24 protein-coding genes are annotated in these 22086 nt (G+C 70.4%); 13 read left to right on the top strand and 11 right to left on the bottom strand.

Translation table 11 applies throughout. The annotated features are described in order from the left end of the window. Nucleotides 1-213 precede the first annotated feature (213 nt). The 4 genes from ACZ466_RS41370 to ACZ466_RS41355 are packed head-to-tail and all read left to right on the top strand — an operon-like array spanning nt 214 to nt 5357. Nucleotides 214-1401, top strand: a complete 1188-nt coding sequence (locus tag ACZ466_RS41370) for a thiolase family protein (RefSeq protein WP_378284127.1) — start codon at nt 214-216, stop codon at nt 1399-1401. Next, complete coding sequence (locus tag ACZ466_RS41365) at nt 1398-2162, top strand: SDR family oxidoreductase (RefSeq protein ID WP_378284128.1); 765 nt, start codon at nt 1398-1400, stop codon at nt 2160-2162. The genes ACZ466_RS41370 and ACZ466_RS41365 overlap by 4 nt, the downstream gene beginning before the upstream one ends. Continuing rightward, nucleotides 2159-3325, top strand: coding sequence for an acyl-CoA dehydrogenase family protein (locus ACZ466_RS41360; RefSeq protein ID WP_378284129.1), 1167 nt, complete (start codon nt 2159-2161; stop codon nt 3323-3325). The genes ACZ466_RS41365 and ACZ466_RS41360 overlap by 4 nt, the downstream gene beginning before the upstream one ends. Then, nucleotides 3318-5357, top strand: a complete 2040-nt coding sequence (locus ACZ466_RS41355) for a 3-hydroxyacyl-CoA dehydrogenase NAD-binding domain-containing protein (RefSeq protein ID WP_378284130.1) — start codon at nt 3318-3320, stop codon at nt 5355-5357. Before ACZ466_RS41360 ends, ACZ466_RS41355 begins: the two co-directional genes overlap by 8 nt. A gap of 95 nt (nt 5358-5452) precedes the next feature. Here ACZ466_RS41355 and ACZ466_RS41350 read toward each other — a convergent pair whose 3' ends face one another. Further along, nucleotides 5453-5998, bottom strand: coding sequence for a MarR family winged helix-turn-helix transcriptional regulator (locus ACZ466_RS41350; RefSeq protein WP_464041882.1), 546 nt, complete (start codon nt 5996-5998; stop codon nt 5453-5455). Between the two features lie 484 nt (nt 5999-6482). On the opposite strand from ACZ466_RS41350, the gene ACZ466_RS41345 reads away from it, so the two are divergent. The 8 genes from ACZ466_RS41345 (at nt 6483) to ACZ466_RS41310 (ending at nt 13832) form a co-directional block, all read left to right on the top strand. Then, nucleotides 6483-7646: an ABC transporter substrate-binding protein gene (locus tag ACZ466_RS41345; RefSeq protein WP_378284133.1), complete on the top strand. Its 1164-nt coding sequence runs from the start codon at nt 6483-6485 to the stop codon at nt 7644-7646. 1 nt (nt 7647) lies between these two features. Then, nucleotides 7648-8547, top strand: a complete 900-nt coding sequence (locus ACZ466_RS41340) for a branched-chain amino acid ABC transporter permease (protein ID WP_378284135.1) — start codon at nt 7648-7650, stop codon at nt 8545-8547. Then, nucleotides 8547-9404: a branched-chain amino acid ABC transporter permease gene (locus ACZ466_RS41335; RefSeq protein WP_378284136.1), complete on the top strand. Its 858-nt coding sequence runs from the start codon at nt 8547-8549 to the stop codon at nt 9402-9404. The genes ACZ466_RS41340 and ACZ466_RS41335 overlap by 1 nt, the downstream gene beginning before the upstream one ends. Beyond that, entirely contained in the window at nt 9401-10210 is an 810-nt protein-coding gene (locus ACZ466_RS41330) for an ABC transporter ATP-binding protein (RefSeq protein WP_378284138.1), read from the top strand. The genes ACZ466_RS41335 and ACZ466_RS41330 overlap by 4 nt, the downstream gene beginning before the upstream one ends. Next, nucleotides 10140-10883: an ABC transporter ATP-binding protein gene (locus tag ACZ466_RS41325; protein ID WP_378284139.1), complete on the top strand. Its 744-nt coding sequence runs from the start codon at nt 10140-10142 to the stop codon at nt 10881-10883. The genes ACZ466_RS41330 and ACZ466_RS41325 overlap by 71 nt, the downstream gene beginning before the upstream one ends. 330 nt (nt 10884-11213) lie before the next feature. Then, nucleotides 11214-11873 (top strand): TetR/AcrR family transcriptional regulator, encoded by a 660-nt coding sequence (locus ACZ466_RS41320; protein ID WP_378284140.1) that lies wholly within the window; start codon nt 11214-11216, stop codon nt 11871-11873. 255 nt (nt 11874-12128) lie between these two features. Further along, nucleotides 12129-13097, top strand: a complete 969-nt coding sequence (locus ACZ466_RS41315) for a zinc-binding dehydrogenase (protein WP_378284141.1) — start codon at nt 12129-12131, stop codon at nt 13095-13097. Nucleotides 13098-13595: 498 nt separating this feature from the next. Continuing rightward, nucleotides 13596-13832: a TetR/AcrR family transcriptional regulator C-terminal ligand-binding domain-containing protein gene (locus ACZ466_RS41310; RefSeq protein ID WP_464044042.1), complete on the top strand. Its 237-nt coding sequence runs from the start codon at nt 13596-13598 to the stop codon at nt 13830-13832. 95 nt (nt 13833-13927) lie between these two features. Here ACZ466_RS41310 and ACZ466_RS41305 read toward each other — a convergent pair whose 3' ends face one another. Together ACZ466_RS41305 and ACZ466_RS41300 are read right to left on the bottom strand one after the other, a co-directional pair. After that, on the bottom strand, nt 13928-14653 hold the full coding sequence (locus ACZ466_RS41305) for a TetR/AcrR family transcriptional regulator (protein ID WP_378284142.1): 726 nt from the start codon (nt 14651-14653) through the stop codon (nt 13928-13930). Between the two features lie 430 nt (nt 14654-15083). Further along, entirely contained in the window at nt 15084-15257 is a 174-nt protein-coding gene (locus ACZ466_RS41300; RefSeq protein WP_464041881.1) for a hypothetical protein, read from the bottom strand. On the opposite strand from ACZ466_RS41300, the gene ACZ466_RS41295 reads away from it, so the two are divergent. Next, nucleotides 15186-15398 carry a hypothetical protein gene (locus ACZ466_RS41295; RefSeq protein WP_378284143.1) on the top strand — a complete coding sequence of 71 codons (213 nt, stop codon included), beginning with the start codon at nt 15186-15188 and terminating at the stop codon, nt 15396-15398. The genes ACZ466_RS41300 and ACZ466_RS41295 overlap by 72 nt on opposite strands. A 446-nt stretch (nt 15399-15844) precedes the next feature. Here the strand turns inward: ACZ466_RS41295 and ACZ466_RS41290 are convergent, their stop codons facing one another. From ACZ466_RS41290 to ACZ466_RS41255, 8 genes are all read right to left on the bottom strand, one after another. Then, on the bottom strand, nt 15845-16969 hold the full coding sequence (locus ACZ466_RS41290; RefSeq protein ID WP_378284144.1) for an NDMA-dependent alcohol dehydrogenase: 1125 nt from the start codon (nt 16967-16969) through the stop codon (nt 15845-15847). Beyond that, a complete protein-coding gene (locus tag ACZ466_RS41285; protein WP_464041880.1) occupies nt 16960-17136 on the bottom strand; it encodes an aldehyde dehydrogenase family protein in 177 nt (58 codons plus the stop codon). The genes ACZ466_RS41290 and ACZ466_RS41285 overlap by 10 nt, the downstream gene beginning before the upstream one ends. Beyond that, nucleotides 17100-17372 (bottom strand): aldehyde dehydrogenase family protein, encoded by a 273-nt coding sequence (locus ACZ466_RS41280; RefSeq protein ID WP_464044041.1) that lies wholly within the window; start codon nt 17370-17372, stop codon nt 17100-17102. The genes ACZ466_RS41285 and ACZ466_RS41280 overlap by 37 nt, the downstream gene beginning before the upstream one ends. Before the next feature lie 89 nt (nt 17373-17461). After that, a complete protein-coding gene (locus ACZ466_RS41275) occupies nt 17462-17914 on the bottom strand; it encodes a hypothetical protein (protein ID WP_378284147.1) in 453 nt (150 codons plus the stop codon). A 138-nt stretch (nt 17915-18052) separates the two neighbouring features. After that, the gene (locus tag ACZ466_RS41270; protein ID WP_378284187.1) at nt 18053-19711 is read right to left on the bottom strand and encodes a class I adenylate-forming enzyme family protein; all 1659 of its coding nucleotides are present in this window, start codon (nt 19709-19711) and stop codon (nt 18053-18055) included. Between the two features lie 38 nt (nt 19712-19749). Beyond that, the gene (locus tag ACZ466_RS41265) at nt 19750-20151 is read right to left on the bottom strand and encodes a MaoC family dehydratase (protein ID WP_378284148.1); all 402 of its coding nucleotides are present in this window, start codon (nt 20149-20151) and stop codon (nt 19750-19752) included. Beyond that, entirely contained in the window at nt 20148-20597 is a 450-nt protein-coding gene (locus ACZ466_RS41260; protein WP_378284149.1) for a hypothetical protein, read from the bottom strand. Before ACZ466_RS41260 ends, ACZ466_RS41265 begins: the two co-directional genes overlap by 4 nt. Beyond that, nucleotides 20594-21760: an acyl-CoA dehydrogenase family protein gene (locus ACZ466_RS41255; protein WP_378284150.1), complete on the bottom strand. Its 1167-nt coding sequence runs from the start codon at nt 21758-21760 to the stop codon at nt 20594-20596. The genes ACZ466_RS41260 and ACZ466_RS41255 overlap by 4 nt, the downstream gene beginning before the upstream one ends. Nucleotides 21761-22086 lie beyond the last annotated feature (326 nt).

Here is a 22086-nt window from a genome sequence, read left to right as displayed (position 1 = left end):
GCCCGCTCGCGCGACGCACGTGGCCACTCCGCCACAGCCCGTCCTGAGGCACGGCTCGACCTTGAGCGGCAGGCGCAGGGCATGCCGCCCCCTGAGCCGGTAGACGTCATGCCTCGTCCAGGGCCCGATCGCGTTCGCGACGTGAGGGGGGCGGTTGTATATACATGGACATCAATGTAATTTACGGCGCATCAACATGACGGAGGGTTCAAGGTGCGTGAAGCAGTACTCGTCGACGCTGTGCGTACACCGTTCGGCCGCGGCCGGCCGGGGGGAATCTTGTCCGGTTGGCATCCGGTCGACCTGCTCGCCACGACCCTTGCCGCGGTCGTCGACCGGCAGGGCATCGATCCGGCGACCGTGGACGACGTCATCGTGGGATGCGTGTCGCAGGTGGGCGAGCAGTCGTTCAACATCGCCAGGGGCGGTGTGCTGGGCGCGGGGTTCCCCGTGTCGGTGCCCGCGACCACGGTCGATCGACAGTGCGGATCGTCGCAGCAGGCACTGCACTTCGCGGCCCAGGGCGTGATCGCCGGAGCCTACGACGTGGTCATCGCCGCTGGTGTGGAGTCGATGTCGCGGGTGCCGATGTTCTCCTCGCGCGGCGACGCCGACCCCAACGGGACCATGGTGGCCGCCCGCTTCGGCGACAGCCTCGTCCAGCAGGGGGTGTCGGCGGAACTGATCGCGCAACGCTGGGGACTGAGCCGGGGCGCTCTGGACGCGTTCGCCGAACGCTCTCACCGGCTGGCGGCCAAGGCCGGACCGTCCGGTGAGGTCCTGCCCGTCGAGATGGACCGCGGGGACGGTCGTCACGGCGAGTTCACCACCCTCGACGAGGGTGTCCGGCCGGAGACCACCGCCGAGGGCATCTCCCGTCTGCGTCCGGCGTTCCGGACCGACGAACTCGCCCGGCGCTTCCCCGAACTCGACTGGAAGATCACGGCGGCCACCTCATCGCAGATCTCCGACGGCGCGGCCGCGCTGCTGGTCATGGAGCGGGCGACGGCGGAGCGGCTCGGAGTCCCGGTTCGAGCGATCGTCCGCGCGTTCTCGGTCGTCGGGGACGACCCGACCCTGATGCTCACCGGAGTGATCCCGGCGACCAGGAAGGTCCTCGCCTCCGCCGGTCTCACCATCGACGACATCGACGTGTTCGAGGTGAACGAGGCTTTCGCGCCTGTCGTCCTGGCCTGGCAGCAGGAGACCGGGGCCGACCTGGAGCGCGTCAACGTCCACGGCGGCGCGATCGCCAACGGCCATCCTCTCGGCGCCTCCGGGGCCAAGCTGATGTCCTCCTTGCTCGCGGCTCTGGACGAGCGCGGCGGGCGGTGGGGGTTGCAGACGATCTGCGAGGGCGGCGGCATGGCGAACGCGACCATCGTGGAGCGCGTCGCGTGAGCCGGGACCTGTTCGACGTCGCGGGGCTGCACGTCCTGGTGACCGGCGCCACCCAGGGAATCGGGCGGATGATCGCCGAGGGGTTCGCCGGGAGGGGCGCCGCCGTGACGGTGACCAGCCGCACGGAGAGCGACTGCACGGCCCTGGCCGAAGCGCTCGGTGAAGGAGCCGAGGCGGTCGCGGTCGATCTCTCCGCCGACGACGGGGCCGACGCCCTCGCCGCCCGGATCGCCGAACGCCCGCTCGACGTCCTCGTGAACAACGCGGGTGTCACCTGGGGCGCCCCGCTCGAGGAGTATCCGGATCACGCCTGGGACCGGGTGATCGGCCTGAACCTGAAGGCCCCCTTCAAGCTCACGGTCGCGTGCCTGCCCGCGTTGCGCCGCGCCGTGCGGCGGCGCGGCCGGGCGAGCGTGATCAACATCGGTTCCGTCGACGGACTGCTCGTACCGCGCTGGGAGTCCTACGCCTACTCCAGCTCCAAGGCGGCGATGCACCACCTGACCCGGCATCTGGCGAAGCGGCTGGCCCCGGAACAGATCACCGTCAACGCCGTGGCGCCCGGTGTGTTCCCCAGCAGGATGACCGGCCGCGCCTTCACCGACGGTGAGAGCGCCGAAATCGTCGGCGCGACCCCGCTCGGAAGGCTCGGCGAGGCCGACGACATCGCCGGGGCGGCACTGTATCTCGCCTCACCCGCCGCGGGCTGGGTCACGGGGGTCGTGCTGCCCGTCGACGGAGGATGGGGGACCCTGCGATGAGCGCGGATCTGCGCGAACCGCTCAGCCCGGAGCACCTGCACTACCGTGACTCGGCGCGACGGTTCGTCGCCGCCCACATCGTCCCCCACCGCGAGCGCTGGGAGGAGCAGCACCGCCCGGACCGGTCGCTCTTCGAGAAGGCCGGGACGCTCGGCGTGTTCGGGTTCGGAGCGCCGGAGGAGTTCGGAGGCGCCGGTTTCACGGACTTCAGGTTCAACGCCATCTTCTCGGAGTGCCTCGCCGAGCAGGACGCCCTGGCCGCCGGGCTCTGCCTGAGCATGCAGGCGGACATCGCCATGCCCTACCTCGTCCACTCCACATCCGACGAGCAGCGGGCTCGGTGGCTGCCCGGCGCGATCGCCGGAACCTCGATCGTCGCGATCGCCATGACGGAACCGGGTGGCGGATCCGACGTCGGCGCGGTGCAGACCAGCGCCGTGCGGGACGGCGACGACTACGTCGTCAACGGTTCCAAGACCTTCATCACCAACGCCGGCAACGCCGACCTGATCGTCACCGCGGTGCGGACGGGCCCGGGGAAGCACCTCAGCCTGCTCGCCGTCCCGGGATCGGCGCCCGGCCTCACCAAGGGCGGCCCGCTGCCGAAGGTGGGCCAGTCCGGGGCCGACACCTGCGAGATCTTCTTCGAGGACGTGCGCGTCCCGGTCGCCGACCGCCTCGGAGAGGAGGGCGGGGGCCTGCGGATCATCAAGCGGCATCTGACCCAGGAGCGTCTGATCGTCGCCGTCCACGGCCTGGCGCAGGCCGAGCGCGCGTTCCAGCTGGCGCTCGAGCACGCCCGCGAGCGGCGCGCGTTCGGCAGGTCGATCGGCGCGTTCCAGCACAACAAGTTCGTCCTCGCCGAGATCAAGACCGAGCTCGACATCGCGCGCGCCTACCTGGAACGCCTGATCCCGCAGCACACCTCGGGCCGGCTCGACCACATCGACGCGGCGCAGGCCAAGTGGTGGATGACGGAGCTGTGCAAGCGCGTCGTCGACCGCGCCGTCCAGCTCTTCGGGGGCTACGGCTACATGCGGGAGTACCCGGTCGCGCGGGCCTGGGTCGACAGCCGGGTGCAGACCATCTACGCCGGCACGACCGAGATCCTCAAGGACATGATCGGCACCTCGCTCGGGCTCAGGGAGGACCCCCGTGGCTGACTTGATCAAGATTCGGCGGCACGACGGCATCGTCGTCGCCGTCGTCGACGATCCCGACCGGCCGGTCAATGTCGTCGGCGAGGAACTACTGGAGAGTTTCGCCGAATGCCTTCGCACCTTCGAGGCCGACCGGCGCGCGGTGGGCATGGTGATCGCGTCGGGGAAGCCCGGGAGCTTCGGCACCGGCGCCGACATCGACTGGCTGCCGCAGCTCGCGCGGCGCCCTGACGTGGAGGCGTTCCTGGCCCGCAACCACGCGGCCATGACGGCGATGGCGCGGTCGGGCAAGCCGATCGTCGCCGCCCTGAACGGCCCCGCCCTCGGCGGAGCCTTCGAACTGGCGCTCGGCGCGACCGCCATCGTCGCGCACCCCGGCGTCAGAGTCGGCCTGCCGGAGACCGGCCTCGGGCTCATCCCCGGGGGAGGCGGAACCCAGCTGCTGCGACGCTTCGTCTCCACGGCGGAGGCCGAGCGGATGCTCGTCGGCGGGCGCGTCCTGCGCGCCGAGCAGGCGCTCGAGATCGGGCTGCTGGCCGCGCTCAGTACGTCCGAGGACGATCTGATCGACCGCGCCACCGATCTCGCGCGCTCTCTCGCAGGCGCCGCCCCAAGGCCGGTGGAAGGCGACAGGACGCCGCTCCCCGCCGACCGGGCCGCCGGTCACCTCGGCGAGGCCCGGCGCGGGGCGCGTGCCGCGCTGGTGGCCGGCATTGACGGCGGCCTGGAGGCGGGGCTCCAGGAGGAGCGCCGCGTCTTCATCGAACTCCTCTCCGGGCCCGAATTCCGAGCGGCGCGACATCTCCGGTCGGCCGAACGCGCCATCCGCTCGGCGGCGAAACAGGGTTCCGCGAGCCCGCCGGTGGCCGCTCTGGGCGTCGTCGGCGCCGGGCAGATGGGAGCGGGAATCGCGGCGGTCGCCTCGGCACGCGGCCTGGGCGTCGTGCTCCGCGACGTCGACGAGAGCCGTCTGCGGGCCGCCGCCGAACGGCGCGACCGGCTCACCGGCGGCCCGAACGGCAGTCCCGGGACGTTCACCGTCACGACCGCCTGGGACGGCTTCGATTCCGCCGACGCCGTGATCGAGGCCGTGTTCGAACTCGAATCGCTGAAGCACGAGATCCTCGCCGGAATCGAGCAGGCCGTCACCCCGCGGGCGCTGGTGGCCACCAACACCTCCGCCCTGAGCGTGACCGGACTCGCCCAGGCGGCCCGGGAACCGCACCGATTCCTGGGGATGCACTTCTTCAGCCCGGTCGAGCGGATGCCGCTCGTCGAACTCGTGGCGCACCCCGGAACCTCCGCCGACACGCTCGCCCGCGCCCGCGCACTCGCCGGCGTCCTCGGCAAGACGCCGATCGTGGTCACCGACAGTCCAGGGTTCTACACCTCCCGCGTTTACGCTCGCTGGCTGGTGGAGGGCGTCCGGCTCGTCCTGGAGGGCATGCCGGTCGAGGCCGTGGACGCCGCGGCCGTGGAGGCCGGGTTCCCGGTCGGCCCGCTGCGCGCCATCGACCAGGCCGGCCTGCGCCTCGTTCTCCAGGCCAGCATCGGGCAGGTGGCACGCAAGCTGTTCGCCGACCGTCTCGACGTCGAAGCGATCGAGGTGTTCCTGCGGCGAATGGTCGAGGACGGTGCCGGAGGGCGCGCGGAACGGAAGGGCTTCTATGCCTACGATGCCGACGGCCGCCGCGGTGCCCCCGGTGCCTTCGGTGCCCCCGGTGTCCCACCTGAGCCGCCGGACGGCGCCGCCGAGCGGATGCTGTTCGCCTTCCTCACCGAGGCATGGCTGTGCTGGGACGACCAGATCATCGAGCATCCCGACGAAGGCGACGTCGGGGCGGTCCTCGGCATCGGGTTCCCGCGCCTGCTCGGCGGCCCCTTCCACTGGGCCGACTCACGAGGCGCCGGCGTCGTCCTCGACGCCATGCGCGGACTCGATCCACGCGCCTTCCCCCCGGGCGGGCAACTACCCGAGCTCGAGCGCCGCGGCGGGACGTTCTCCGAGCTGCCACGCCATCGAACGGGACTCTGAGCGCTCCCGGAATCTCTGGAGGGCGTCGATCTCGTCATCTGAGCGGGACACCCGCTGACGAGCACCGTTTCGCGCGGCCGCGGTCGTCGCTCGCCTCAGCCTCCGGGGCGGCGGCGGTCCGCGACCGCCGACCGACGGAGCATGCGGAGGTCGTTGACCTGCTCGGCCGGGAACAGGTCACGGCTGAACACGGTGGAATTGAGACGGGCGGTGGCGGTCAGGACGGCACGGGACCCCTCGTCGGTGAGCAGGATCAGCCACGACCGGCCATCGTCCGGATTGCGTTCGCGTGTGACGAACCCCTGCTGTTCGAGACGTGTGACCACGGCGCTCGCGGTGGTCTGGTGCACCTCGAGTTGCGTGCAGATCGTCGAGATCGAGAGACGCCCGGAGCGGGCGAAGTAGAGCAGCACGAGAATCTCGTACCGCGCGAAGGTCAGGTCGAGATCCCTGATCTGCTCGTCGATCAGTGCGAGGACCATGCGATGCGCGCGGATGAGCGAGGTGACCGCCGACATTCCCGGCGCGGCGTCGGCCCATCCGTGCGCGACCCATTGCTCGTACGCGTCGGCGACCGGATCCCGGGCATCGCCGGCACCGTCCGCGGGCTCCGCATCCGACCCCATCACCGACCCCGCCACCCGAGAGACGACCACCAAGATACATTGACGTCAATGCATTATGCCACACGCTCCGCCTGACGACCTCGCGCACGATCGCGGTGGCGGCTCGGTCGCCGGGGCTCGACCAGGGCCGTGCCAGGCGACTCCGCCGGGACGGCGCGAAGCCGGGCTCTCAACCGATCATCCGCACCCCCGCCTTCTCGCGAGCACCGCCGTCTCCCGCAGGTCGTCGGGGGCCGCCAGGGGATGGCCGAACCCGGCCGGCAAGGCGTCCCAGGCGTTGCGAGGTTCCGTCGTCCAACGTTCGCATCATCCCGACGCCGCCTTCAGGCGCGCGGCCATGCCCGCAGAGAAGATCCTTCAGCTCGTCGCCGTCTCCGGCCGCGGCCCCACTTTGAAGTCGAAACCATTTTATTAAATTGACCAGCGCATTGACGGTGACAGGCGCTCCTGCCATGCTTAACGCGCCCAAACCAACGTATGGTTGCTTGAAGGGATCGTCGTGAGCCAGACCAGGAGCAAAATCGCGCTCGCCACCCTGATCGCACTCGTCGCGACGGGTTGCAGCGGCCAGAGCGAAGGCGACGCCGGCGGCGGCAAGCGCCCGTCCACGGTGAAGATCGCCATGCTGGCCGACCTCACAGGTGGGGCGTCCTTCTGCGGCAAGGCCGCCCGGACGGGCGCCGAGACCGCCGTCAAGAAGATCAACAACGACGGGCTCGCGGGTCCCGGCACCAAGCTCGCGCTCACGGTCAAGGACACGGCGACCAACCCGCGCCAGGCGGCGTCGGCGATGAGCCGGATAGCGGGTGATGACGCGGTCGCGGTCACCTTCGGCTGCGCCAGCCAGGTGGCCCTCGCCGTGGCGCCGGTGGCGCAGCAGTCGAAGATCCCGTTCGTCGCGATGCAGTCCGGGGCTCCAGGTGTGCTCGAGGCGGGAGACTACGTCTTCCGCTCGACGGCGCCGCAGTCGAGCTACCAGAAGCTGGTCGTGGACAAGCTCGTCCCCCGGGGCGTGAAGTCGGCCGCGATCGTGTACCAGAGCGACAACGCCACACTGGTGACGATGGGCGAGAAGATCTACCCCTCGCTCCTGGCGAACGCGGGCATCTCGGTCATCGCACGGGAGAAGTTCCAGGGTGCCGGGTTCGACTTCGCGGCCTTGGCGTCGAGGGTCGCGGGCCGGTCGCCCGACGCGGTGATCATGCTCGGCCAGGGCACGCCCAACGTCACGGTGATCACCCAGCTGCGCCAGGCCGGCTTCCGCGGCACCGTCGTCGGCTCGCAGAGCTTCGAGGGCGGCGTTCTCGCGCCGCTCGGCGGGCTCGCCGACGGCGCGCTGTGGGCGTCGGACTTCAACACCGCCGGGAAGTCGCCGTCCACCCGGGCCTTCGTCGACTACTACCGTTCGGTCAACCGCGCCGAGCCGTCGACCTTCGCGGCCCAGGCATGGGACTCGATGATGCTGCTCGCCGCCGGAGTCAAAGCGGCGCCGAAGGTGGACCGGGCGGGAGTGCGCACCGGGCTGCAGACCGCCGCGGGCGCCGGGGTCGAGGGCGCCGTCGGACGGATCCGGTTCGAGGGCCGCGACGCGCGGGTGCCCGGCCTGGTGATCACCTGGCGGAACGGGCGCGAGCAGCTCGCGGACGCCGCGAACGGGTCCTGACATGCTGCTCTCCCAAGTGGTCAACGCCGTCGTGCTCGGGGGCATCTACCTGCTCTTCTCCGCGGGGCTGACCCTGTCGTGGGGCGTCCTGGACATCCTCAACCTGGCCCACGGTTCGATCTTCATGTTCGGCGCGTTCAGCGCCTACGTCCTGATCCGCGACAGCGGGATGGTGCTCGCGCTGCCGGTGCTGGCACTTTTCGCGGCGGCGGTGGGCGCGCTGCTGTCCGCCGTCCTGCAGCTCCTCGTCTTCGGGCCGCTGAGACGCCGCGCGGACTCGCGCGGGCAGGCCGAGCTCGGCGTGCTGATCGCCAGCATCGGGGCCAGCCTGATCCCGGTCGCCGTCGCGCTGAACCTGGCCGACGCCGAGGTGGTGAACCTGCCCGGGGACGTCGCCCGCACCGCGGTGCACACTCTGGGCCCGATCAGGATCACGACGCTGCAGATCGGAATCGTCGTCCTCGCGGTGCTCCTCGCGGGCGCCCTGGCCTGGTGGATCGCGCGGACGAGATCCGGCCGGGCGCTCCGGACGATCGCCTTCGATCCCCCGACGGCCGACCTGCTGGGGATCCCCGTCGAGCGGCTGTCGCTTCTCACGATGGCGATCAGCGGGGCGCTGGCCGGCGGCGGCGGGCTGCTGCTCGCGGCCAACGCCAACGCCATCGAGCCGCACATGGGCGACGGGCTGCTGCTCAAGGCATTCGCCGTGATCGTCCTCGGCGGGGTGGGGAGCATCGCCGGGGCGGCGGTCGGGGCGTTCGTCCTGGCGTTCGCCGAGACGTTCGCCGTCGCCTACGTGTCCGGCGACGCCCGCGACATCATCGCGTTCGCCCTCATCCTGCTCGTCCTGGTCCTGCGCCCAGAGGGCCTGGTCTCACGCACCGCCTGGCAGCGTGCCTGATGGACGAGACGCTGCTGATGACCGGACTGATCTACTACATCGTGGGCCTGGCGTTCCAGGTGGTGCTGCGCAGCGGGGTGTTCTCCCTGGCCGCGGCCGGATTCTGGGGCATCGGCGCCTACACGACCGCGCTGACCGTCCAGGACCTCGGCTGGCCCGTCGCCGTCCTGCTCGCCCTGCTCCTGGCCGCCGTGCTGGCCCTGGTCCTGGCCGTGGCGCTGGGCCGGCTGCGCGGACTGTACCTGGGCATGGCCACCATCGCGTTCGACCTGCTCGTGGTGTCCCTGGCGTTCGGATGGGACTCACTCACCGGCGGTGCGCTCGGGCTCTACGGGATCCCGCGCGCCACCACCCCATGGCTGATCGGTGCTTTCGCCGGGCTCGCGACACTGGCCGTCGCCCTCGTGCAGTCATGGGCCGGCGGCCGCTTCGTCGACGCGCTCCGCACAGACGAACCGCTCGCCCGATCACTCGGCATCGAAACCGGGCGGCTGCGGGTCTCGATGAGCGTGCTCAGCGCCGTCCTCGGGGCCCTGGCGGGCGCGCTCATCCCGCTGACCTTCGGCATTCTGGGCCCCGGTGACAGCGGCTTCTCGCTGGTCGTGCTGGGCCTGACCATCGTGGTGATCGGCGGATCCGGGTCCTGGGTCGGGCCCGCCGTCGGCGCGCTGGTCGTGACGGTGCTGCCCGAGCTGCTGCGCTTCGTGGAGGAGTGGCGCGACGTCGTCTACGGCGCCCTGGTCATCCTCATGGCGCTGTTCGCCCCGTCCGGACTGATCGGGATGGCAGGGCGGTGGCGGACCAGGGGCCGGCGCCCGGGGAACGCTCCGGCATCGACTTCGGAAGGTGTGGCATGACGGCGCTGCGATGCGAGGACGTCGCCGTGCACTTCGGCGGGGTCAAGGCCGTCGACGGCGTCGAGTTCACCGTCCGGGCGGGAAGTCTCTGCGGGCTCGTCGGCCCGAACGGCTCCGGCAAGACCACGCTGCTCAACGCGATCTCCGGCCTCGTCCCGCTGACCCGCGGCCGGATCACCGCCGGCGGCGAGGCCGTCTCCGGCCGCGCGGTCCCGCACATCGCCAGGTCGGGGATCCGCCGCACCTACCAGGCGATCCGGCTGGTCCCCGGACTGACCGTGCTGCAGAACGTGATGCTCGGTGCCGACGACGGGCGCCGGTTGCTCGACGGGCTCGTCCGCCCGCGGCGAGCGGCGCGGGCCGACCGCGAGTCCCGGGACCGCGCCCGGGAGGCGCTGGCCCGGGTCGGCCTGACGGGGCTGGAGAAGAGCCTGCCCGGCGCACTGCCCTACGGCCACCAGCGCCGGGTGGAGATCGCGCGGGCGCTGGCCGCCCGGCCGCGCCTGCTCCTGCTCGACGAGCCCGTCGCGGGGATGTCGCCCGTCGAGCGCACCGAGATCGGTGATCTTCTCACGAGCCTCCGCGACGACGGGATGACCCAGCTCCTCGTCGAGCACGACCTGGAGATGGTCACCCGTCTCACCGACCACCTCGTGGTGGTGGACTTCGGCCGCGTCATCGCTGACGGCGACCCCGCCACCACGGTTCGCGACGACCGAGTGAGGGAGGCCTACCTTGGCCGACGACACGATCCGGCTGCAGATCACGGAGCTGGTGGTGCGCTACGGGGGCGTGACGGCGGTTGACGGGATCGGCCTGACCGCACGATCCGGCCGCGTGCACGTGGTGCTCGGCTCGAACGGCGCCGGCAAGAGTTCGGCGATGCTCGCGACGTGCGGCAGCGTGCGCCCGGCGGGCGGGCGCGTGCTGCTCGACGGGAAGGACGTCACGGGACGCCCGGCCTGGCGCATCGCCCGGGCGGGGATGGTCCTGGTGCCGGAGGGGCGCCGGATCGTGGCACCGCTGTCGGTCGAGGAGAACCTGCTGCTGGGCGGGTACCCGAACCGCTCGGCCGCGCACCGCGCCCGCACCCTGGCCGAGGTCTACGAGATGTTCCCGGTGCTCGCGACCCGCCGGAGCTCCCCTGGCGGCCTGCTCAGCGGCGGAGAGCAGCAGATGCTGGCGTTCGGCCGGGCCCTGATGGCCGACCCGCGCGTCATCCTCCTCGACGAGCCGTCCATGGGTCTGGCCCCGATCATGGTGGACACCGTGATGGACGCGGTGCGCCGGATCGCCGACCGGGGCATCGCGGTGGCGATGGTGGAGCAGAACGCGACGGCGCTGGAGATCGCCGACGAGGCGTCCGTCCTGGAGCGGAGCCGGGTGGTCTTGTCCGGTCCCGCCGCGGACCTCAAAGCCGACCCCCGGCTCGAGCGGGCCTTCCTCGGCCTGTCGGGGCGCGGCCGGGACGACGCGTGACCGGCAGGATGGCCCCGCCGCTCGGCGTCCCGGCACGGGTGGAGCCGCGCGCGTCGGCGATCGACGGCCGGCACGACGCGGACTTCCCGAGCCTGTCGCGCCGAATGCGGTCCTGAAGGTCGGAGGACAAGCGCCGGTCAGTGCCCGTGGCCGGCCCGGAGGCCCGCGCGGCCTCCGGGCCGGCCGGTACCACGACCTGCGCAACCCGGGCGGCGCGCGCCCCTGGCCTGCGGATGGACGGCCGCGCCGGCCCGGATCCGCCGGCTCGCCCGCCACCACCGCCCGGGCCGGTCGCATCACCCGAGGGCAACCGAATGTAAGGTTGGGCGCGTGGTGAACAGGAGGCGAGCCCCGCGTACGGACACCGCCCCGCCGTTCCGGGCGGACGACGGGCGCTGGCAGGAACTGCTGGAGATATCCGCCCGCATCTTCGCACGCAAGGGGTACCGGTCAACGACGCTGCAGGACATCGCCGACGAGTTCGGCGTGCTCAAGGGCAGTCTCTACCACTACATCCGCAGCAAGGACGACCTGCTGTTCGAGGTCATCAAGTCGGTGTTCGGCGACGGGCTGCAGAACCTGCGGACGCTCGCCGAAGCGGATCTCGATCCCGTCGAGCGACTGCGTGAGGCCGTGCGGGGCCACGTCCTGCACCTGGTCGACAACCTGGACGAGACCACCGTCCTGCTCCACGAGTTCGACCAGCTCTCCGACGCTCGGCAGACCAAGCTGGCGATCCGCGAATACCAAACGATCTTCGCGCACCTGATCGCCGAGGCGAAATCCGACCCCCGGGTCAAGCCCGACATCGATCCCGAGCTCACCGCGCTCGCGGTGCTCGGCACGGCCAACTGGATCTATCGCTGGTTCCGGCCGGACGGCAGGCACACGGCGGTCGAGATCGCCGATTTCTACGCGGAGTTCCTGGTCGACGGGATGCTGGTCTGCAACGAGCACCCGCCGCCCGCAGCGCACGGCGTCCGCCGCTGAACGTCCGCCGTCAACCGATCCGCATTCTTCCGGTCCGAGCCGCGGCGGCCCGGACCTGAGCCCCGGCGCAACGCGCTCATGACCTTTGGGGACACCACGTGACGCCTCTGGCCAGAGCGCCCAAACTACCGTATGGTTGTTATCGTGGGATGATCTACCTGGGCGAAGGCGTTGACGGTGCGTACGGACGCCCCGCCAGCCCTCCCCCTCGCCGTCCACACCGCTGACACACCCGACCGAGAGGGGACCGCCTCCGTGCGTGCCGCAGTCGCCACCAAGTTCTCCCAGGACGCCTCCGCATCCGCGGTGGAGGTCGTCGACCTCGACGAGCCGACGCCCGCGACCGGGCAGGTGCTCGTCACGGTGAAGGCCGCCTCGTTGAACCACCACGACCTGTGGAGCCTGCGCGGGGTCGGAGTACGTGAGGACCGGTTGCCGATGATCCTCGGTTCGGACGTCGCCGGCGTCACCGACGATGGCCGGGAGGTGATCGTGCACGCGCTCGTGGCCGACCCCGCTCGGGGCGGTGGCGATGAGCTGCTCGATCCGCGGCGGGGCATGCTCGCCGACGCCCTGCGGGGCGGGCTGGCGGAGCGAGTCGCGGTGCCCGAGCGCAACCTCGTCGACAAGCCCGCATCACTGAGCTTCGAGGAGGCGGCCTGCCTGCCCACCGCCTGGCTGACCGCCTACCGCATGCTGTTCGTCCGGGGCGCCGGGCGTCCGGGACGGACAGTGCTGGTGCAGGGGGCGAGCGGAGGCGTCGCGACCGCCGCGATCGCTCTCGCCCGGGCCTCGGGGTTGCGGGTATGGGTCACCGGCCGTACCCCCGAGAAGCTCGAGAAGGCCCGTGCCCTCGGCGCCGACGCCGGCTTCGCCACCGGCGCGCGCCTCCCGGAGCGGGTCGATCTCGTCGTCGACACCGTCGGCGAGGCGACCTGGGAGCACTCCCTGCGCTCGGTGCGGCCGGGCGGTACCGTCGTGGTCGCCGGAGCGACGGCAGGCGCCTCCGTCACCACCGACCTCTTCAAGGTGTTCCTGCAGCACATCACCATCCACGGCTCCTCCATGGGCAGGCGCGAGGAACTCGTCGACCTCCTCGCCCTTTGCGACGCCCGAGGCGTCCGGCCGCACATCGACTCGGTGTTCCCGCTGGAGCAGGCACCCGCCGCGTTCACGAGACTGACGTCGGGCAGCACGTTCGGCAAGATCGTCGTCGTGCCCTGACAGCCGCTGGTCTCCGCCGACGCGCTTCGAGAACGGCGGACAGGCGGATGTCGAGGGACGGCAACCGCGATCAGTGCGGCCCTTGCGACTCGGTCGCCTGTACTTCGCGGCAGCCCCCTCCCCCGGCGTCAGTTCCCGATCGTTCAGAGGGCGCCTGGCCCGCGAGCGAGCCTGCGCGCCGGCCGAACCCGACGCCCAGCCGACCTGGTACTGGCAAGACCATGGCGGGTGACCCGGCCAGTCTCATCGCAAGCCCGCGGGCCCAGATCCCCGAGCGGCACAGGGGGGGGCCTGGCGGAACCGTTGCGCCGCCACGGTATGCCCAGACGCCGAGGGCGCGATGATGACCGAGTTCGCGGCGAACGTCGCCCGCCGGGGTTCCGGCGCTGCTGGACGTCGAACCCGCCATCCACACCGCCGCTTCGATAGCGTCGACGCGGTCGCCCGCGCCTCCGGCGTCGGGAAGCAGTCGATCTACCTGCGCCGGCGGAGGAGCCGCTGGCCGACGTTCTGGAGGCCCGGGCAGCGACGATCGCCGACGCGGGATCTTTGCGCGGGGACCTCGTCCGGCTCGCCCGCCAGATCATGGACCTCTACCTCGGGGACCGGCATGAGGCCGTGCTGCGCCTGGATGTGGAGGCGCGGCGCATTCCGGAGATCCGGCGGCACTGGGAACAGCTGAGAGAGTCGCAGGTGCCGGCCGCGCGAGCCATGGTGCGGCGGGGCATGGGGTGAGGTGCCGAAGGACACCTCGGTCACGCTCCTGTCCGACGCCCGCTGCGGAGGCGTCGTGACGATCCCCCAGGCACTCGAGCCCAGAATGCGGGCGCCTACGCCGAGGAGTCGGTGGACTTCCTCCTCACCCCGCCCCGCGAGGAAACCTGAGCCGAGCGTTCGGTGCACGCGAGCATTCCGCCGACCAGCAGGTCTGCATACTGGTCCGCGACCTCCTCCGGCGCCCGGACGCCAGGGCGGTACCAGCGGTGCACCCAGTTCGCCGCGCCGAGCACCGCGAGGGCGGCGAGCTTGGGGTCGACCTCCGGCTTGACCCGTGCGTCGGCCTTCGCATCGGCGATCAGGTCGGCAATGATCGTCTGGTACTCGCGGATCGGCAGAGCGGCGCGGTGCTCGTCGGAGAGCTGGTCGAACTCGTGCAGGAGCACCGTGGTCTCCGCCAGGTTGTCGATCAGGTAGAGCACGTGCCCGCGCACCACGGCGCGCAACCGGTCGAGGGGATCGAGGTCCGCTTCGGCGAGACCGCCGAGGCTGCCCAGCCCCTGGACGAAGACGGAGCGGATGACCTCGAAGAGAAGATCGTCCTTGCTGCGTATGTAGTGGTAGAGGCTGCCCTTGAGCACGCCGAATTCGTCGGCGATGTCCTGAAGCCGGGTGGACTTGTAGCCCTTGCGGGCGAAGATGCACGCGGCGATCTCAAGCAGTTCGGGCCAGCGTCCGCCGTCCGCCCGGAAGGGCGGGGCAGTGTCCGTGCGTGGAGTCCGCCTCCTGTTCACCACGTGCCCCGCCTCAGTATCGTCGCGCATCGCCGAGGTCTCCACACCGTGTAGATTACCCAACGATTGGTTGGGCGCCTGCCAGGAGCGGAGGAGGACACCCATGAAATCGGTCGACGGCCTGCACCCGTTCGCCGCATTGCTGCGCCGCCATGTCTTCGCATGGCGGGCCATCACCGACCGGCTCGCCGCCAAGCCCGCGTGAAGGTCAGGGGCAGAGGCCCGGGTGTCCCCCCGGGTGCGCCGACCAGGTGGGCGGCGTGCCGAAGCCGCGATCGGCGCGCCTGTCCACCAGTTCGGCGTCGAGACCGCCGATGTCTCCGAAGTCGGGTGTCAGGTCTGACCCGCGTGGTGGCCGCCGAGGGCCGCCACCCCTCCCCCTCCGTCGATCCGGGTCAGGGCGACACGGCGCCGTGAGGGACATCGCGATACTCCCTTCTCAAGGGGCACGGGGCATGCGGCAGACACGATCCGGTCAGGGGCTCCTGCGTCGCCGCCCGCGTCCGGAGCCACTCGCGCTCCATTCCGTTGCCCAGACCGGTGCCGCCCCGCCGTCGAGCGTGATGAGCGCAACGACGTGGGGCCGTTTGTCCCCGTACGCCAGGGCCTGCCCGACCAGTGGACGCTCCTTCAGCAGGTTCTCGATCATCGAGCGGGCGACGTTCTCGCCACCCGCGGTGATGATGATCTCCTTCTTGCGGTCGACGATCTTCAGGAAGCCGTCCGGGTCCAGTTCGCCGATGTCGCCGGTGTGCAGCCATCCGTCGGCGTCGATCAGGCCGGCGGTTAAGGTAGCCGTTCACCCGACCACCGGCCGTGGAGACGGACCAGCACACCGCGTGGCCGCTCGTCGGGCACCAGGAGCCTCACCGTGGCCGCGTGCCCGCCCGGCGCCGGCACGCATCCCCGCGAGTGCGGCGGTGAGCCCGCGAGCCTCCTGCGGAGTCATCTCATGGATCGGCTTCGTTCCGCTCTGAGCCGGCTCGGTCAACAGTGCGGTGGTCGCTTCGTCAGGGCCATGGGCCGCCTTTCGATCACGGGGCCGAGGGGAAGGCATGAATGGTGCGAGCAGGGCGGAACAGCCGCCCGCCAACGCCCAAGGGTCGGCCTCGTGGTGCGGTCATAGGGAGCGCGGCCGGGTCCCGGCGGTGGGGGGCGGCTGACCGGTACGGCGCACGCGGAGCGCCTCATCACTGGGGTGCCCGGGCGGCGCGCCCGGAGACCGAGGACGAGCGGTCAGTCGTAGATGATGACGCCGCGGATGTTGCGGCCCGCGTCCATGTCCGCGAATCCCTGGTTGATCTCTTCCAGGGCGTAGGTGCGGGTGAGGAGTTCGTCGAGACGCAGATCGCCCCGCTTGTACAGTCCGAGCAGCTTGGGCACATCCACCCGGGCGTTGCAGGTGCCGTAGAGGGAGCCCTGCAACCGCTTGCCGGACATCACGAAGTCGAGCAGGTTCAGATCGATGTGCTCCTGAAGCGCGGGCGCCGCCGAGGTGACCACGAGCGTGCCGCCTTTGCGGGTGAGCACCCCGCAGGGGCCGACGAGGTTCCCGTACCCCACCCCGGCGGTGAGGATGACCCGGTCGGCCATGACGCCTTTGGTCAAGGTGCGGACGAGTTCCGTGGCCTCGTCGAAGTCCTTCGCGGAGTGGGTGGCTCCGAGCCGCTCGGCGGTCTCTCGCTTGAACGGCACCGGGTCCACCGCCACGATCACACTGGCCCCGGCCAGGCGAGCACCCTGCACCGCGTTGACCCCGACACCGCCGGTACCCACGACCACGACGGTGTCCCCGACCTCGGTCCCGGCGGCGTGCACCGCCGAGCCCCACCCGGTCGGGACGCCGCAGCCGATCAGCGCCGCCTTCTCCAGCGGGATGTCCCTGTCGATCTTGATCACGGCCGTGCGCGGCGCGACCACGTAGGGGGCGAAGGTACCCAGGAAGGACATGGCGCCCACCGGCTTGCCCCGCGCGTGGATCCGGTTGGTGCCATCGGGCGCCTTGCCCCCGAGCACGCCCGCACCCACATCGCACAGGCTGCACATCCCGGCCGAGCACCAGCGGCAGGTGCCGCACGAGGGCAGGAAGGTCGTGACCACGTGGTCGCCGACCTCCAGCCCGTGGACCTCGGAGCCGACCTCCTGGATCACCCCCGCGCCCTCATGACCGCCCAGGACCGGAGCCCAGGGCAGCGGGATGTCGCCGGTGTCGAGGTGGGCATCGGAATGACACAGACCCGAGGCCGCGAGTTTGATCAAGACCTCCTCCGGCTTCGGCGGATCGAGCTCGATCTCCTCCACGGTCCATCCCGACCGGGTCCCGGGCTCCCACAGCAGAGCCCCCTTGGTCTTCAGCGCCATCGTCGACTCCTCACCGAACGTGACCATCTTGGTCTCGAAGTAGCCCGCGATCCCTCGGGGCCGCCCTCACGCCCCATCCCGGGCTGACTGAACCCACCGAAGGGCTGGGTGACGCACATCGAGGCGTCGTTCACGAAGATCTGACCCGTCCGGACCTCCCGGACCACGCGCTCGGCCACCCCGGGATCGCGGGTGTAGACCGCGCCCGACGTGTGGTGGACCTCCGTGGCCCCTCGAACGCTCTGCGGGCCGCCGCGACGGCCGCGTCGATGTCGGCGGTCGTGGGAGCGGGGACCTGCGCGACGACCTCTTCGGTGCTGGGGGACACGACGTCGATCCGACCGTCGCCACGTGGAGCGGCCCACTCCCCTCCAAGGTGGAAACGGTTGAGTCTCCGAATCACGGGTTCCAGTGAGCTCGCCGTCACGGATACGCTCCTCTGCGCCGTCTATGTACGTCGATATGCCTCGCAACGGGACGTTGTTACCGATGCTATGAGAGCTGACTCACAGAACAGTTGGATTTGCGCGTCCGATATCTTGCCTTTCCGGGCATGGCCGCACCGGCGCGGCAGGCACGCACGTACCGCGGGTGGCGGTCCCGGTCCCCTGGTTCGGCACCGGGCACGCTCGGCGTCGGCCTGAACTCCGCTCGGAACAGTGCGCCCGGCCCCCGTTCGATGCTCACCGGGCTCGGCGCGACCTCCTCTGCGCCGAGCGGCGGCCGCTCGCGTGGCACGAGACCCACGTCCGCCATGAAGTCCCCGTGCTCGATCACGCCGTAGGGCCGGGCGGTGCCGTAGACGGTCAGGGCACGTGGTGGAAGGATCGTGCGTCCGTCCTGCTGATCGATGGTGGCGCGTCCGCTGTGCTGGACAAGAATTCGATCACGCCGGAGCGCGCCTGCCGGCAGCCGTACCCGCTCTGCAACCGACACGATCCGCATGAGGGGATGTCGTCCACCGCGCTCGCACCGATCGCGGCGCCTCCCGATCGGCGTTGATCTCCAGGGGCGCGACCAGGCGCCCGACGAGCTCCCGCCACCGGTCGCGGTCGGAGCGGACGCCGCTGACGGCCGCCATGGTCAACCCACGGTCGTGACAGCCGGTCCCGAACTTCCGGCGGTCCCCAGTTCCTCCATCAACCGGTCTCTGAGCCGGAACTTCTGGATCTTCGTGGCGGACATCGGCCACTCTTCGATGAAGCGCACATGCCGGGGCACCTTGTATTTGGCCAGGCCCTGGCCGCAGAACTCGATGACCGCTTCCTCGGTCAGGCTCGCCCCCGTGCGCACCTCCACGAAGGCCGCCGGCACCTCGTCGTACTTCGGATCCGGCACACCGACGACCGAAGCGACCTGGATGTCGGGGTGCGTGGTCAGATATGCCTCCACCTCCAGGCAGCCCACGTTCTCCCCGCCGACCTTCAGCATGTCCTTCGTCCGTCCGCGGAAGGTCAGATTGCCGTTGTGATCGATGGAGGCGAGGTCGCCGGTGTTGAACCAGCCTTCGCCGTCAATGCTCGCGGCGGTCTTCTCGGGGTCGTTGTGATAGCCCTGGAAGAGGTTGAACCCGCGTACGTGAATCACACCCACGTCCCCTGGCGGGACTTCCCGGTCGGTGAGCGGGTCGCGGACCTGGGCCTCGACACCGGTGAACGGCTTGCCCGAGGTGATCCGTTCCTCCAGCGGGTCGTCAAGGCGGCCCATGATGGCGACACCGCCCAACTCCGTGGAGCCGTAGCAGCTGACATGGGTGGTGTGGGGCAGCTTCTCCTGGAAGACGCGCAGCTGGTCAGGCGGGCCGACCGTGAGCATGGCGCGTACCCGGCGGAAGGTGTCCGGAGTGTAGCGGGGGTGGTTGAGCAGCGGGCCGGTCAGCGTGGGATAGGCCGGGTAGAGGAGGGTGACCTTCTCCCGCTCGATCATGTCCAGCGCCGCATCCGGCTCGAAGTGGGTCATCGACACCCATGCCGCGGCCGCGTTGAAGACTCCGATCATGGGCGCCTGCGCGCTCACGTGGAACATCGGCAGCGGATTCCACATCCGGTCGGCCTCGGTGACCTGGAAGACCTCCTCGCCGACCGCCTTCCCCAGGCGCACCACGGATTCATGTGTGAGCGGGCAGCCCTTGGGGGCCGTCGTGGTGCCCGACGTGTACATCATGATGTAAGGCATGTCCGGGGTCACCGACCTGGCGGCCGCCCGCACCGACTCGGCGTCGACGTCACGGCCGAGGGCCAGGAACGACTCGCGGGTCAGGAAACCGCGCGCCGAGCGCGTTCCGAGCACGACGGCGCACCGCAACTGAGGCGCGCCGTCGAGCCGTGGCGTACGGCCCGCTTCACCCGCCGCGAGTCCGGCGAACGCCTGATGGAGCCGACCCACGTAATCGACGTGCTCGTCCACCGCATCCGTGGTGAACAGCACCTTCATCCCCGAGTCCGGAACCACGCGCGCGATCTCCCGTGGCGCCAGCCGCGCGTTGATCGGCACGAACAGCGCGCCGACCATGGCGGTACCGAGCATCGTGTGGACGAAGTCCAGGCCGTTGGGCATCAGGGTGCCGACCGCGTCACCCCGCCCGATCCCGAGCGCGGTGAGCGCGCGGGCCACCATGGTGGCCGACTCCTCAAGCCCGCGATAGTCCTGCCGAGCTTCCGGGAATATCAAGCTGTCGTTGTCCGGGTGCTCCCGTGCCGCTCGCTCGATGAGCCCCGGAACCGTCAGAACGGTGTCCTGCATGATCACGTCTCCCGCTCAAACCTTGTCGAGTCGCCCGCTCAGGCCGACAAGAGGACCTCTGCGTCGCCCTCCACGACGACGCGCCCCTCCGCCTCCAGGGTGACCTCGCACCGGACCTTCTCCCCCGCCGCGCCACGTTCCCGTCCGGTGACCCGCCCGTGTGCGCGGACGCTCTGCCCTGCGACGACGCTTCCACTCAGCCGCACGTACAGCCGGATCAGCCGTCCATCGGGAAACGCGGTCCGCACGAGATTCGCCAGCATCGCCATCGTCGACGGCCCCTGGTTGACCTGGCGCTGTGCGATGCCCAGCCGCGGCGCGACCTCCGGATCGAAGTGCAGCGGATTCGGGTCGGCCAGCAGCAGGGCCAGGACCTTCATCTTCTCCGCGTCGACCTCGGCAAGCACCCAGTCCGGCAGCTCTTCGGTCTCTGGAGTCATCCACCCTCTCCTCGCCTCGGCAAGGCGTAGACGTTGCGGACCACCGCATCCGTGCCGCCCCCCGGCCGAACGAGTTCGAACCGCGCGGTGAGCAGGTCGAACTCCCCCATCGTCCTCCCCGACTTGCGCACCACCGATTCGACCGTGCCGGTCACCCGGTACTCCAGCTCGGCCTCGAACTCGCCCGGGAACTCCAGAGTCGACTCGGTGAGCATCGGTCCGTCGGACATCTCCGTCCCCCACATCCGGAACAGCTCGGCGACGCTCACCCCCAGTCCACGCTGGGCCGCGACGAATGCCATCACCGGGTGCGGCGCCTCCTCCGGCGTCGAATAGAGCGCATCGTGCCCCAGCCAGTTCTCGTAGTCGGCGAGGCGCCACACACCGTCCGGGATCGTTTTCCCCACAAGGTGCGCCAGGGGATGCGCGGCGGCGGGAGCGCTCATGAGAACGACCGGGGCAGGCCGAGGCCCTCGGCAATGCCATTACGGGCCATCTCGTTCGTGACCGGCCCGATCCGGAACAGGCGGACATCCCGCCAGTAGCGCTGCATGTCCGTCTCCGCCGAGTACCCCATGCCGCCGAGGATCTGCAGGCCGAGATCCGCCGCCTGCCCGCCGAGCTCGGAGGCCACCACCTTGGCCATGTTCGCCTCCTGCCCGCAGTCCCGGCCCAGCGACTGCAGCCAGGCAGCACGGTTGACCATCAGTTCGGCCTGGTCACGCCACATGGCTATGTCGGCGATGTGGTGCTGCAACGCCTGGAACCGGCCGATCGGGCCTCCGAAGGCCTCACGTTCCATCACATAGCGCAGCGCGTCCTCCAGGACGCCGTCCATGATCCCGACGCAGAAGGAAGAGAGCATGATCCGTTCGTTGTTCAGCGTCGGCAGCAGCATGTACCAGGCTTTGTTCTCCTCCCCCAGCAGGTTCTCCTCCGGGATGAAGACGTCGTCGAGATACACGTCGCACGAGCCCAGGGCCCGCATGCCGACCTTGGGGATCTCCCGGATCGTCACGCCCTCGCTCTTCGCGGGAAGGATGAAGAGCGAAACGCCCTGGTGACGTTTCGCGGTGTACTCGTCGGTCCGGGCCAGCAGCAGAATGTAGTCGGCGACGTGAGACATCGAACTCCACGTCTTCTGTCCGTTGACCACCCAGCCGCCCTCGACCTTCTTCGCACGGGTGCGCATCCCGCCGAGCAGGTCCGTCCCACCGCCGGGCTCGGTGAACCCGATCGCCCATTTCTCTCGCCCCTCGGCGATGGCGGTGAGATGCGTGCGCTTCTGCTCATCGGTGCCATAGATGCCGACGGACTTGCCACCGGCGAACGAGGTGATCCCCCAGACCCAGGTCAGACCGGCCAGCGACCGGGCCAGCCCCCTCGCCAGGATCATCTGCGTCAGGATGTCACCCCCCTGGCCTCCATACTCCTCCGGCAGCCCGATGCCGTGGAAGCCCGCCTGGGTGAACTTGTCCCACAGGGCGTGAGGGAAATTGTGCTCGTCCTTCTCCAACTCCCGCGCCCACTCCTTGGGGACCTCCTGGTCGACCCACTCGTCCACGGTCTTGCGAAAGAGCTGTTGCTGCTCACTGAGCTCGAAGTCCACTGCCAACGCCTCTCATCCGATCGCGCTCCGGTCCTGCCGGCTCGGAGTCTACCCGCCCAGACAACCGTTTGGTAGGGCAGATCGCTCGCCCTGCTCGGCACATGGCAGGTGAAACGTCTCCCACGCCGGACTCTCCAGTGCGCCTTCGGGCCGATTGCACGAAGAAAACGCTGGTCAAGAAGGAGACGGCCGCCGTTGGACGCCGCTACCCGGCGGTGAGCCGCGCTGAGGCGGCCGACACCACCGGGACCGGAACCCGCCCCTCTCACGGCACGACGGCGACCTTGCCGGAGGTTCGCTCGAGTGCACCGAATCGACCCGCGGGT

The sequence above is a fragment of the Actinomadura rugatobispora genome (assembly GCF_055379765.1).
Note: the sequence above shows the minus strand (reverse complement) of the source record. Positions and strands in the feature narration are given on the sequence as shown.